Source organism: Bacillus salipaludis, assembly GCF_004358205.1.
The window spans coordinates 42,859-55,027 of record NZ_SMYO01000009.1 but is presented as its reverse complement, the minus strand read 5'-3'; the positions used below and the strand labels follow the sequence as shown (position 1 = coordinate 55,027).

Genomic DNA, 12,169 nt, shown 5'->3' with positions numbered 1-12,169 from the left:
CTTCATTTTATTTACCGTTAAATTGCACAGAACCAAAAAAAATATTCAGGCATGAAAAAATGGTCTTCACAGCATCCTAATGAGTAGGAGGGATGAAAAAATGGTAAACAAAAACGATGGCAAAGATATGCGTAAAAATGCTCCAAAACAATCTGGCCAGCCTGAGCCGATGAGTGGTTCTCATAAAGTGAAGAATCGCAATCATACACGGGCCAAACATAATTCGCACCATGATATGTAGAAAAGCGGAAGCGCCTTGGTCAGCCTAAGGCAAGTGCTGGAGGACCAGGCGGAGAAGTCGTTCTTTGACTTCATCGCCTGGTCCGAAGCAACCTCGAGGGGCTAGGCGCTGAAGCTGGACAATTCTCAAAGTCGAACATTTATTAGAAATTTTAAAAGACCCCTTTTTCTTAAGAGGGGTCTCCTGCCGTTAAAGCGTTTAAAATGATACCTTCTTCTTCCGGTGTGACAGTTCGTAAATCAATTAAAAACTCATCATTGTGAATCCGTCCGATAATCGCAGGTTCTGATTGGGTTCGAAATTTTCTACCAAGTTGTTCAGCTGTTAATGTTTTATGTTTTAAAGCAATAACCATTGTCGGTAGCTCGACATCAGGCATTGTGCCCCCGCCTACTTGACTGCTTCCAGGAAAAATTTTTGCATGAAATTGACTTGTCCTTGCTAAAAGCTGCGAAACAAATTCCTGGGACCTTTCGTCTAATTCAGTGACAGGAACAAGTAAATCACGGATTGTCGGGATATGCTGCAGCCCTTTTTCTCCCCGGACATAATCCAGTAAAGTGCCCTCTAAAGCCGCGAATGTCATCTTATCCACCCGAACTACTCTAGCCAGCTGATGTTTTTTTAATTGTTCTATTAGTTCTTTTTTGCCGGCAATTATTCCCGCTTGCGGCCCGCCAAGCAGTTTATCTCCACTAAAGGTTAAAAGATCCGCGCCCATTGCAATCAATTCTTTTACAAGAGGTTCCTCTCCAATCCCGTGTTTTCGGAAATCAAAAAGAGCACCACTGCCTAAGTCTTCGTAGAAAATAATCTGTTCGTGATTTCTAGTTAACTGAATTAGTTCCTCTGTTGCAACTGATTTAGTAAAACCAATTACCTTAAAATTACTCGTATGAACTTTCATAACAATTGAAGTGTCAGGAGTAATTGCCTTTTCATAGTCGAACAAATGGGTTTTATTCGTCGTTCCTACTTCTACAAGCCTAGCACCGCTTTCCTCCATAATCGAAGAAATGCGAAAGGAACCGCCAATTTCAACGAGCTGACCGCGTGATACAATAACCTCTTTGTTTTTTGCCAACGCAGATAACACCAGATAAACGGCAGCTGCATTATTATTAACTACCATTACTGCTTCAGCACCTGTGATTTCTTTTAACAGGGCTTCAACATGCGTGTGACGGGAACCGCGTTTTCCTTCTTCTATTAAATACTCAAGATTTGAGTAATTCCGTGCGGTTTCCACTACATGCTCGATTGCATGTTCACTGAGCCTTGCTCGACCAAGATTTGTATGTAAAATCGTTCCTGTAGCATTAATGACTTTTTTTAATGTATAGGTGAATTGTTTTTCAATTTTTCCTTTAAGACAAAAAAATACCTCATCAATAAACGTGCCTGAACCAGGCAATGCACCCTGCCAGGTTTCTTGTAACAATTCATTTCTTATTTGCTCCAATACCTCTTTTAACTGCTTCGTTAATTGATTAAAATCAAAACCCCGCTCTTCAAGGAGGGTTAAAAATTGCGGGTGGTTCTGCAATTCATGAACAGCTGGGATGGAACGTAGCCATTGTTTCACGATGTTAACTCCTTTATTTCCCTACTTTTTACCTATTATAGCATTTTTCACATTTCACGACAGTTTGAATAAAATAAACCAAGCAAGGGGGAATCGCTTTGAATAGAAAGAAAGATGATCAATGTTACGATTTGGAACAAATGGAAAAATGGTTAGAAAATTACTTTCTAGACCCATTAACCTCCTATTGTGACATGACCCAGTTCCGGATTGACCTTTATGAAACAGAAAAAGACTGGATTGTGGAGGCCGTTTTGGATGATTTTAAATCAGCCGAACTTTCCGTAAAAGTGGAGGATATGAAGCTAATTATAACAGCTCGAAAACAAACTCTCTCTACAAACATCAAAAAGATAAGAACCATTGACTTCCCCTTTCCGATTAAAAATCAGAAAGTCTGTGCTTTTTTTCAAAATGGAATTTTAGAAATATTTATCTCCAAAATAGATAAAGGTGCAGGAAACAATCGATTTATTACACTTCCGTAACCGTTTTTCTTTTTTTGTTGCAGTTTACATAATACTATTACTAGCAATAAAAAAGCTCTCAAATTCATCCTTTATGGATTTGAGAGCTTTTTTTTACATGCTTTCGATTATTTTGATGATTTCGTCTGTATCAGGAAAGACACCTGTTTCATCCTTGGAATATATTTTTATTCCATCAACGGTAATTTCAAAAACCCCTCCTGAGGCAGGTATTAATTCCATCTTTTTAATATTACGATTAAAGTGGGTAAATAGCTCTTCTGCGAAACTCGCAGCTTTTGGAGCAAAGTTTCATTGCATGCAAAATTCAACAATTACTTGATAATTTTTCATACGGACCTCCTATTTTGCTACATCAAGATAGTAAAAACATTCTACCTTATCCCTAATATTACAGCAATTATTTTGCACCATTCGTGCGCAAATAACCTGAAAGAGTTATACTAGGTAGATGGAGGTGGACAGTATGAGTGAACAAGAGAAAATTCGCCTAACCTCATTGTCAACAAAAGCTGGCTGAGGCTGCAAAATTGGTCCTGAAGACCTGGCGCAAGTCTTGCGTCTATTGCCAAAACAAGATCCTGTTCCGGAATTACTTGTTGGACATGAAACATCCGACGATGCCGGAGTATTTCAATTAACAGACTCGATCGCACTCATTCAAACACTAGATTATTTTACCCCAATCGTGGATGACCCTTATATGTTCGGTCAGATTGCGGCTGCGAACGCACTAAGTGATGTATATGCCATGGGCGGACAGCCGAAAACCGTTATGAATATTGTCGGCTATCCGATTAAGAAGCTCGGGCCCGATATGCTTTCCGAAATTCTCCGGGGGGCAGCGGATAAGGTAAAAGAATCAGGTGCCTTAACAGTGGGCGGCCACTCAATTGATGATCAAGAACCTAAATTCGGTCTCTCTGTGACTGGAATTGTACATCCGAAAAAGGTGTGGAAAAATGTCGGTGCAAAACTTGGTGATGTTCTTGTTTTAACAAAACCAGTCGGTGTGGGTATTCTTACAACTGGAATTAAAAGAAATGTTGTTACGGTGGAACAAGAACAAGCAGTAACCGAAACGATGGCGATGCTTAATAAAACGGCTGCAGAGGTTTTATCGAACTTCCATCCACACGCTGTTACAGATGTCACTGGGTTTGGTCTGCTCGGTCATGGCAGCGAAATGGCTCGAGGCAGTGGTGTAAGCTTTGAAATTTCGTTCTCCCAAGTTCCAATCCTTGAAGGAGCCATTGAGTTAGCTAAAGATGGTGTCGTACCAGGCGGGTCTAAATCCAATCATAAATGGCTTCAGAATGATGTTGTTTATGAAGAAATCCTTCCAGATGAACAACTTGTTCTTTGTGATGCTATTACCTCTGGTGGTTTACTGGTTTCATTGAATGAAAAGGATGCACGGACATATATTGAAAATCTTCATTCTAATGGACTTGCCCAAGCATCAATCATTGGACGTGTCACTGAGAAAAGCGAAAAATTAATTTATGTAAAAAAATAAAAAGCGAAGCTGATGCTTCGCTTTTTATTTATGCCATCTTTCTTATTTGCAGTTTTTGGGATAATTTTTCAATCATATCTTGTGTCATTTTGTCCAAATCATATTCAAATTTAAAGCCCCATTCTTGCTTTGCAGCGGTGGCATCAATTGAATTTGGCCAGCTATCAGCAATTTTTTGGCGTACAGGGTCTGGATTATAGGCCATTTTAAAGTTTGGAATATACCTCATGATACTTGCTGCGATATCCTCAGGTGCAAAACTCATTGCTGTAACATTAAAGGCATTTCGGTGAATCAGTTTTGAAGAATCTGCTTCCATTAAATCGATGATGGCATTCAATGCATCCGGCATATACATCATATCCATGTAGGTGCCTTTATCAATATAGGAGGTATATCTGCCATTTTTAATTGCTTCATAATAGATTTCAACTGCATAATCTGTTGTTCCGCCTCCAGGCAGTGCTACATACGAAATTAATCCCGGGAAACGTACGCCGCGTGTATCGACTCCGAACCTTTGGTGATAGTAATCAGCCAATAATTCCCCAGCAACTTTGTTTACCCCATACATGGTTGTTGGCCGCATAATCGTATCCTGGGGTGTTTGGTCTTTAGGAGTAGTTGGTCCGAATGCACCAATAGAACTTGGTGTGAAAAATTGCGCATTTACCTCTCTTGCTGTTTCAAGCGCATTCATAAGTCCACCCATATTTAAATTCCAAGCAAACAATGGCTTTGCTTCCGCTGTTGCGGATAAAAGGGCGGCTAAATGCATGATGGTATCAACATTATATTTTTTCGCAATTTCAACCATCCGTTTTCCGTCCGTTACATCTAAAATTTCGAAGGGGCCACTTTCGAAATTAACGTTGTCGCTCTTTTTGATATCCGTGGCAATTACATTGTCTACTCCGTAAATTTCTCTAAGCCTTGTGGTTAATTCTGACCCAATTTGCCCCAAAGCTCCTGTGATTAATATTTTTTTCATATATAATCCCCCGTCCTCTTCACGATGATGTAATTTGAAAAATTAAATGACACCCATTTCCTTACCGACTTTTTCATAAATGGAGATGGCTTTATCAAGCATTTCTTTGGTATGGGCAGCAGTTGGCATGTTACGAACACGGCCTGTTCCCTGCGGTACCGTTGGGAATACTATCGCTTTTGCATATACGCCTTCTTCGTTTAAACGTTTACTAAAAGCTTGGGTTAACGATTCGTCCCCGATTATACATGGAGTGATTGGTGTTTCACTGTTACCGATATTAAACCCTAATTCCTTCAAGCCTTTTTTTAGGTAATTTCCATTCTCCCAAAGTTTTTGATTTAACTCGGTGCTTTCCATTAAAATTTCAATCGATTTTTTACTGGCTGCAACATCTGCAGGGGTTAGGGAAGTTGAAAAAAGGAATGGACGGCTGCGAACCTTTAACCAGTCGATTAAATTTTTCTTTCCAGCCACATATCCTCCAACTACCCCAATTGCTTTTGAAAGTGTACCGATTTGGAAATCAATTTTATCTGATAATCCGAAATGCTTTACAGTCCCGGTTCCATCACCAAGTACTCCTGATCCATGGGCATCATCGACATACGTAATTAGATCAAATTCTTCAGCAATTTTTATGATTTCAGGTAATAGGGCAACATCACCGTCCATTGAAAATACGCCATCTGTAATGACCATTATTTTATTGTAAAGGCCTGATTCCTTTGCTTCTTTCGCTCTCGCCCGCAAATCTTCCATATCGGAGTGTTTAAAGCGGATAATTTTCGCTTTGGATAACCGACAGCCGTCGATAATGGAGGCGTGGTTCAATTCGTCTGAAAGAATCGCATCATTTTTATCCATAACCGCTGAAATCGCTGCCATATTACAGTTAAAACCCGACTGATAGGCAATCGCTGCTTCCGTATGTTTAAATTCTGCTAATTTTTCCTCTAGTTCTACATGAAGCTTGAGCGTACCATTAATGGTACGGACGGCACCGGCTCCGACACCGTATTGTTCGATCGCTTCTTTTGCAGCTTGTTTCAAACGCTCATCTGTTGCTAAACCTAAATAATTATTAGAAGAAAGATTTACAAGCTCCTTCCCATTAATCGTAATGACAGGACCATTTGGACTTTCTAAAGGATCAATAACATTGTATAGACCTTTTCCCTTTAAATCTTCAAGATTTTCATTTAAAAAATGTTCCAAAATATGACTGGACATTTTTCTACCTCCTTATCAACTCAGCGGTTATTTGTCGTTATCCTAAGTACAATTGTCTACTGGACACGGACATTGAAATTAAGCTCAATTGCCTGTATAAAAGCATTCTTGTTAATTACTGTATCATACTTTTTTTGAAATGTTCATACCTAGAGGACAAATTTTTAAAAATTTTTTTATTTACTCCTATAGGGTAACCATTTCAAAAACAGGATATTTGCTTGAAAAGTATTTGAATGGAATCCTTTGAATTTTCATTATATAAAAATAATTTTATTGGAAAGAAAAAACGATATAATAGACTTACTCAAATGAACGAAACAGAAAGGGTGTTTTTTGTGCCAGTTCTCTCTTCTCTCCTCTATACCATCCTTGTTGGTGGGGCATTTATCTATTTATTCATTTTTACGTATGATTTTTTTTATGGTGAAAAACGGGATAAGCAATTGAAAAAAATACATAAGCATTTCCGTAAAGAAACGGTAAATAAGATTGACCTTTTAGAACATCAGCCCAAAAAATTTACAATGTATCAGGTAAAAACAAATACAGAAACGAAAAAAGTCAAAGTAAAACCAGGGTACAAGATTGTAAATATGGTCAAAAAGAAAAAATAAAAGAACCTACCCACTCGGATAGGTTCTTTCCGTATTTATTTCACTTTTTGAAAGGATAATTTTTCAGCTGCTTTATTCACCTTTTGAAGAGCATCTTGGTATTCTACCTCTAATCGTTCAATAATTTCTCCAGCCGTTTCGATTTTGTCAATTGCTCCGACACCATGCCCTGCGGACCAGATATCGCGCCATGCTTTGACATTTGGTTCCTGCTGCATATTATTAAAATCAACTTTTTCTTTTTTCGCAAGTTGAGCCGGATTAAGTCCTGCTTTTACAATGCTTGGAATTAACATATTAGCCTTTACCCCAGAAAAAGCGTCTGTCAAAATGATATCCTCTTGCGTAGCTTCGACTAGCATCTCTCGGTATTCATCTCGGGCCATACTTTCTTTTGCTACAATGAATCTTGTACCCATATAGGCAAGGTCTGCTCCTGCTGCTTGTGCCGCTAAAATTCCCTTTCCAGTCGAAATCGCACCGGCAAGTACGATGATTCCATCCCAGAAGGAGCACACAATATCTACAAAAGCAAAGCCGTTAATTTGACCGGCATGCCCACCTGCCCCGCTTGCCACTAAAATGAGTCCGTCAACTCCTGCCTCCGCCGCTTTTTTCGCGAATTTCACATCACTTACATCTGAAAAAACAAGACCGCCATATTCATGAACGATATCAACGACCATCTTCGGACTGCCTAGTGAGGTGATAACCAACTGAGGCTGATGTTTTTTTATTAATTCAAGTTCCTCCAGCAGTCTCCCATATGAGCTATGTACAACCATGTTCATCGCCCATGGTGCGATTTTTCGGCCAGGATCCTTCGTTTTCGCAGCTTTTAATTCCGCGTTTAATTGCCCCATCCATTGGTCAAGTACTTCAATCGGTCGTGCATTTGGTGCTGGAAATGAACCAATGATCCCATTCAAACAGCAATTTTTGACTAAATCAGGGCCTGATACGAGGAACATCGGTGCAGAGATAATCGGTAAGCGCAATTGAGTCCACCAGTTTTCTGGTATGGATTTGTTCATTTTATCCCCTCTTTTCAATTTGGAATTTTCTGAATAGACTTCTCAGTTTATATAGTAGCTGAAAATGAATGAATATTCAATCACTTCTTAAGAATTAAAAAAAACGTTTTCAAACACGAACGATATTTTTAAAAAATAAAATATTATTCGTTTTTTATCAAAAAAAGATTGATTTTAGCTTTTTGTCATGGTTATAATGTGAATAAATTTATAACCGTTTCACTCATATAATCGCAGGAATATGGCCTGCAAGTTTCTACCGGATTGCCGTAAACAATCTGACTATGAGTGGGCAATGAAACGCGCTTTTCTATCTGAATCGCGCACCTCTTGTTTCCTCTTGGAATTCAAGCCCAAAGGTCATTGCCTCACTCAATTTTGATGTGAGCGGACCTTTGGGCTTTTATTATTAGGAGGTTTAACCGATGAAATTATTGGAAGAAAGAATTAAAGTGGATGGGAATGCCCTTAATGAAAATGTTTTAAAGGTTGATTCCTTTTTGAATCACCAAATTGACCCTCAATTAATGAACGAGATTGGCAAGGAATTCGCGTCTCTTTTTGCAAATGAGGGAATAACAAAAATTGTGACAATTGAAACTTCAGGAATTGCTCCTGCTGTAATGGCTGGATTGCATATGAATGTTCCTGTAATCTTTGCAAAAAAAAGCAAATCTTTAACATTGTTCGAAGCCATGCTGACAACAAGAGTGTATTCCTTTACAAAACAAGAATCTAACGATATCTCCATTTCAAAAAAATATATATCCGAGGATGACCGAATCCTTATAATCGATGACTTTATTGCAAACGGTGAGGCTGCACTTGGATTAGTCAATTTGGTTGAAATGACAAATGCCAAGGTGGCTGGTATTGGCATTGTCATCGAAAAGTCCTTCCAGCCTGGTGCACAAAAATTAAAGGATCTTGGTTTTAGGGTTGAATCATTGGCAAGAATCGCCAAACTATCAAACGGAGAAGTAACATTTGTAAATGAAAAAGTGGAGGAGTTAGTCTAATGAAACAAAATCCTTTTAAAGTTGCCTCTTTAGGAATTCAGCATGTATTGGCAATGTATGCCGGAGCTGTAATTGTTCCTCTGATTATCGGCAGCGCCCTTCATTTTTCAGGTAAACAATTAGCGTATCTCGTATCGCTTGATATTCTTACAAGCGGGATTGCGACGTTATTGCAGGTGTGGCAGAATCGCTTTTTCGGGATTGGTCTTCCAATCGTGCTTGGTTGTACATTTACCGCTGTTGGACCAATTATTGCGATTGGCAGTCAATACGGTCTATCTGCCATCTACGGTTCGATTTTGATTTCCGGTTTAATTGTTATTCTCATTGCCAGTTTTTTTGGAAAATTGATTCGTTTCTTCCCTCCTATTGTAACTGGGTCGGTAGTTACAATTATTGGCCTAACACTAATTCCGGTTGCGATGAATAATGTTGCCGGCGGACAAGGCAGTCCTGATTTTGGTTCTCAAACAAATCTTGCTCTTGCATTTGGGACTTTATTGTTTATTATCTTGCTTTACCGTTTCTCTAAAGGATTTATTCGTTCGATTTCGATTTTGTTGGGATTAATTGCCGGTACCATTGCCGCTGCACTAATGGGGAAAGTAAACTTCGCATCTGTTGGTGAGGCTTCATGGTTCCATATGGTAAGCCCATTACACTTTGCAGCTCCTTCTTTTGAATTGGCACCGATTATTACCATGACCTTAGTAGCCATTGTCAGCTTAATCGAGTCTTCAGGTGTATACTTTGCTTTAAGTGATATTACTGGGAGAAAATTATCGGAAAAAGATTTAGTGAAAGGGTATCGTGCGGAAGGTCTCGCAAGTATCCTTGGAGCTCTATTTAATTCTTTTCCCTATACGACTTATTCACAAAACGTGGGACTTGTTCAATTTTCAGGTGTAAAAAGCAAAAGTGTGATCTACACAATGGCCGGAATCCTTGTATTTCTAGGTTTTGTACCAAAAGTCGCTGCGTTAACAACCGTTATTCCAACATCCGTTCTTGGTGGTGCGATGATTGCCATGTTTGGTATGGTGATTGCTTCCGGGATTAAGATGCTTAGTAAAATTGATTTTACTTCTCAAGAAAACCTACTGATTATCGCTTGTTCAGTCGGGATGGGATTAGGCGTAACGGCGGTACCTGATTTATTTAAACATCTTCCTGATGGTGTTAAAATTCTTACAAACAGCGGAATTGTTGCGGGGAGCTTAACAGCTATTTTCTTAAATATTGTGTTCAATATAATAAAACCTGCTAAGCGAAAACAAGTAGTTACGCAAAATATCGAAGTAAAAGCTTCCTAATTTCTATCCGATATATGTCTACTATATATATGTCGATATAGCCTACATTTTCTTAACGAAAATTACAAAGGGAGAAAATCAAGGATTATTCCGTTATCCGGACTAGTAATCAAGATGTTAATTGAACTTATGACTGAAAATCAAAAAGGTAAAACGAAGAGGAAAATTAAGATAATGAGAAACCACCAGTCAAATGTGATTGGTGGTTTTTTAATAAAAATATAAGTTAATATAAAAAAAGGAGTGACATTTTCAGTCACTTTCTTTCAACTGTTATTATTTAGATTTTCTATATCAAAATTTTCCACACAATTATTGCGACAAGATTCGAATCAATTTGTCTCCATGATGTTTTGATTTCTGAAGATATTTTTCATTTTTTTTTAAATCGATACTTTTAGCCAATAGGGTGTTATAACTGATAAACCAGAATTTATGCCATTCTCTTTTCATTTTAGCAACCATCATAATCACTCCTATATTGTTCTTTGCTTCAGATTACCAAACAATTGTAAAAGTATCGTATTAGAATTGTTAAGATTCTGAAAAAATAATTAGATAAAATATTCAAGAAAAAAGAGGGACACTTTCACTCACTTTTTTAAATAAAGCTCTGTTAAACTTAGTTGTTGATTTCCACTCCAGGATGCTCGCTTTCCGCGGGGCGGGCGGTGAGTCTCCTCGGCGCTTAAGCGCCTGTGGGGTCTCACCTGTCCCGCTGCTCCCGCAGGACACTGAATTTCTTCCTTGAATCCACCCACGCACGAAGGAAATGCGTTAGCATTTTCGAGGAGTCTCGCACCTTCCGCTCCAATCAACGCTGTTCAAAAAATCAACATTGTTCTTTAACACAGCCTTAAATAAAACAAAGAAAATCATTTATTTTTTATTGAGTTAGTCGCTATTGCTACTGCTTCTTTCGTCACCGCTATCTTCTTCAAATTCGTTTTGAAGGTAGTTGTTATTTACACCCTGGTCTTCGATATCACGTGAATACAGTTGTTTAAATAAAGTTTATGCACAATTACATTATTTTTTTGAAAAACTCTCAGAATGACAATATATGTGTTTGAGAGGATGTTATTGTCCATATTAATGAGTAAATCACACAAAAAAACGATGGTACAACAAAATGCATCGTTTTTTTTATCTTTTATAAATCATGAGCCTTATACCGAATTGCATCAATCTTACTACAATCGACAACGATAATTGATCCTGATTCTGTCTCACATTCACTAAAGTGAGCACAGCAAGTCTTTTTATTGAATTTAATTAATACTACATGTTTGATTACCGTTCCACTTATTAACAAATCTACAATTGTATCTTTTTGTAATTTTCTGAGTTGTCTACATACACACCCTTTGCACTTATTTGAACTGCACTTTTTTGAACTGGATTTATTTAAACTGGATTTATTTGAACTGGATTTATTTGAGCTGGATTTATTTGAACTGGATTTATTTGAGCTGGATTTATTTGAGCTGGACTTATTTGAACTGGATTTATTTGAGCTGGATTTATTTGAGCTGGACTTATTTGAGCTGGACTTATTTGAACTGGACTTATTTGAACTGGACTTACTTGAAGAACTACTTGACATATTTCCAATCACTCCATAATTTTTTATAATTCATTTATTAATCTATTAATAAATGAATAAAAATGATGTATGTCTATTTTGAAAAATAATTTTGGATGATTAAAATATGCTGAGGAATTTTCGGGAGGGTGTAAAAATTCTTACGAACAGCGGAATTGTTGCTGGGAGCTTAACAGCTATTTCTTAAATATTGTGTTCAATATTATTCAACCGGCAAAGCTGCAACAAGCAGTAACGCAGAGTATCGAAGTAAAAGCTTCCTAAACTAAACAATAAGGACGATGCTAATTTTAAAGCATCGTCCTTATTAAATTTAGAATCTCAGTCACTGTTTGTTGGTTGGCAGAATTTTCTTCCCCTGGACCGGAGGTTGTCCTTGTAACGGAGATCGGGGAAATGATTACTGCTCCGCCAAAATTAACAATTCCACCTGAAATAGTACCAATATTTATGCCATCTTTATTGATGTCCAATTCAACCACACCTCCCCCCTGTCCATATAAAATAGTATATGTACAAGCAG

12 protein-coding genes, 1 pseudogene and 1 riboswitch are annotated in these 12,169 nt (G+C 38.0%); of the genes and pseudogenes, 7 read left to right on the top strand and 6 right to left on the bottom strand.

Going from position 1 to position 12,169, the window contains the following annotated elements; genetic code table 11:
• The first annotated feature begins 100 nt into the window (after positions 1-100).
• Positions 101-241, top strand: coding sequence for a small acid-soluble spore protein P (locus E2K98_RS19020; protein WP_026576420.1), 141 nt, complete (start codon positions 101-103; stop codon positions 239-241).
• A 169-nt stretch (positions 242-410) separates the two neighbouring features.
• Here the strand turns inward: E2K98_RS19020 and selA are convergent, their stop codons facing one another.
• Entirely contained in the window at positions 411-1,826 is a 1,416-nt protein-coding gene (selA, locus tag E2K98_RS19015; RefSeq protein ID WP_133336891.1) for an L-seryl-tRNA(Sec) selenium transferase, read from the bottom strand.
• 98 nt (positions 1,827-1,924) lie between these two features.
• Here selA and E2K98_RS19010 point away from each other — a divergent pair, with 98 nt between their 5' ends.
• Positions 1,925-2,314 carry an Hsp20/alpha crystallin family protein gene (locus E2K98_RS19010; protein ID WP_133336889.1) on the top strand — a complete coding sequence of 130 codons (390 nt, stop codon included), beginning with the start codon at positions 1,925-1,927 and terminating at the stop codon, positions 2,312-2,314.
• Positions 2,315-2,407: 93 nt separating this feature from the next.
• Here the strand turns inward: E2K98_RS19010 and E2K98_RS32350 are convergent.
• Positions 2,408-2,593 (bottom strand): annotated as a pseudogene (locus E2K98_RS32350) (Rdx family protein); the annotation flags it as partial.
• 187 nt (positions 2,594-2,780) lie between these two features.
• On the opposite strand from E2K98_RS32350, the gene selD reads away from it, so the two are divergent.
• Positions 2,781-3,833: a selenide, water dikinase SelD gene (gene selD, locus E2K98_RS19000; protein WP_133336887.1), complete on the top strand. Its 1,053-nt coding sequence runs from the start codon at positions 2,781-2,783 to the stop codon at positions 3,831-3,833.
• A 28-nt stretch (positions 3,834-3,861) separates the two neighbouring features.
• Here selD and E2K98_RS18995 read toward each other — a convergent pair whose 3' ends face one another.
• Positions 3,862-4,824 carry an L-threonine 3-dehydrogenase gene (locus tag E2K98_RS18995; RefSeq protein ID WP_133336885.1) on the bottom strand — a complete coding sequence of 321 codons (963 nt, stop codon included), beginning with the start codon at positions 4,822-4,824 and terminating at the stop codon, positions 3,862-3,864.
• Between the two features lie 42 nt (positions 4,825-4,866).
• Positions 4,867-6,057, bottom strand: coding sequence for a glycine C-acetyltransferase (locus E2K98_RS18990; RefSeq protein WP_133336883.1), 1,191 nt, complete (start codon positions 6,055-6,057; stop codon positions 4,867-4,869).
• A gap of 338 nt (positions 6,058-6,395) precedes the next feature.
• Between E2K98_RS18990 and E2K98_RS18985 the strand changes: the two genes are divergently transcribed.
• Positions 6,396-6,674, top strand: a complete 279-nt coding sequence (locus tag E2K98_RS18985; protein ID WP_133336881.1) for a hypothetical protein — start codon at positions 6,396-6,398, stop codon at positions 6,672-6,674.
• 35 nt (positions 6,675-6,709) lie between these two features.
• On the opposite strand, the gene E2K98_RS18980 is transcribed toward E2K98_RS18985, so the two are convergent.
• On the bottom strand, positions 6,710-7,708 hold the full coding sequence (locus E2K98_RS18980) for an NAD(P)H-dependent flavin oxidoreductase (protein WP_133336879.1): 999 nt from the start codon (positions 7,706-7,708) through the stop codon (positions 6,710-6,712).
• A gap of 203 nt (positions 7,709-7,911) precedes the next feature.
• Positions 7,912-8,013, top strand: a riboswitch (purine riboswitch).
• A 120-nt stretch (positions 8,014-8,133) separates the two neighbouring features.
• On the opposite strand from E2K98_RS18980, the gene E2K98_RS18975 reads away from it, so the two are divergent.
• From E2K98_RS18975 to E2K98_RS31465, 3 genes are all read left to right on the top strand, one after another.
• The gene (locus E2K98_RS18975; RefSeq protein ID WP_133336877.1) at positions 8,134-8,727 is read left to right on the top strand and encodes a xanthine phosphoribosyltransferase; all 594 of its coding nucleotides are present in this window, start codon (positions 8,134-8,136) and stop codon (positions 8,725-8,727) included.
• On the top strand, positions 8,727-10,040 hold the full coding sequence (locus E2K98_RS18970) for a nucleobase:cation symporter-2 family protein (RefSeq protein WP_133336875.1): 1,314 nt from the start codon (positions 8,727-8,729) through the stop codon (positions 10,038-10,040). The genes E2K98_RS18975 and E2K98_RS18970 overlap by 1 nt, the downstream gene beginning before the upstream one ends.
• A 1,265-nt stretch (positions 10,041-11,305) precedes the next feature.
• Positions 11,306-11,665 (top strand): hypothetical protein, encoded by a 360-nt coding sequence (locus E2K98_RS31465; RefSeq protein WP_208025390.1) that lies wholly within the window; start codon positions 11,306-11,308, stop codon positions 11,663-11,665.
• A 271-nt stretch (positions 11,666-11,936) separates the two neighbouring features.
• Here E2K98_RS31465 and E2K98_RS18955 read toward each other — a convergent pair whose 3' ends face one another.
• The gene (locus tag E2K98_RS18955) at positions 11,937-12,128 is read right to left on the bottom strand and encodes a hypothetical protein (protein ID WP_235824862.1); all 192 of its coding nucleotides are present in this window, start codon (positions 12,126-12,128) and stop codon (positions 11,937-11,939) included.
• Between the last annotated feature and the right edge of the window lie 41 nt (positions 12,129-12,169).

Bases quoted from the DNA above. Each gene is read 5' to 3' on its own strand.
- E2K98_RS18990 (WP_133336883.1), bottom strand. From the start codon at position 6,057: ATGTCCAGTCATATTTTGGAACATTTTTTAAATGAAAATCTTGAAGAT.
- E2K98_RS18995 (WP_133336885.1), bottom strand. From the start codon at position 4,824: ATGAAAAAAATATTAATCACAGGAGCTTTGGGGCAAATTGGGTCAGAA.
- E2K98_RS18975 (WP_133336877.1), top strand. From the start codon at position 8,134: ATGAAATTATTGGAAGAAAGAATTAAAGTGGATGGGAATGCCCTTAAT.
- E2K98_RS18980 (WP_133336879.1), bottom strand. From the start codon at position 7,708: ATGAACAAATCCATACCAGAAAACTGGTGGACTCAATTGCGCTTACCG.
- E2K98_RS18970 (WP_133336875.1), top strand. From the start codon at position 8,727: ATGAAACAAAATCCTTTTAAAGTTGCCTCTTTAGGAATTCAGCATGTA.
- E2K98_RS19020 (WP_026576420.1), top strand. From the start codon at position 101: ATGGTAAACAAAAACGATGGCAAAGATATGCGTAAAAATGCTCCAAAA.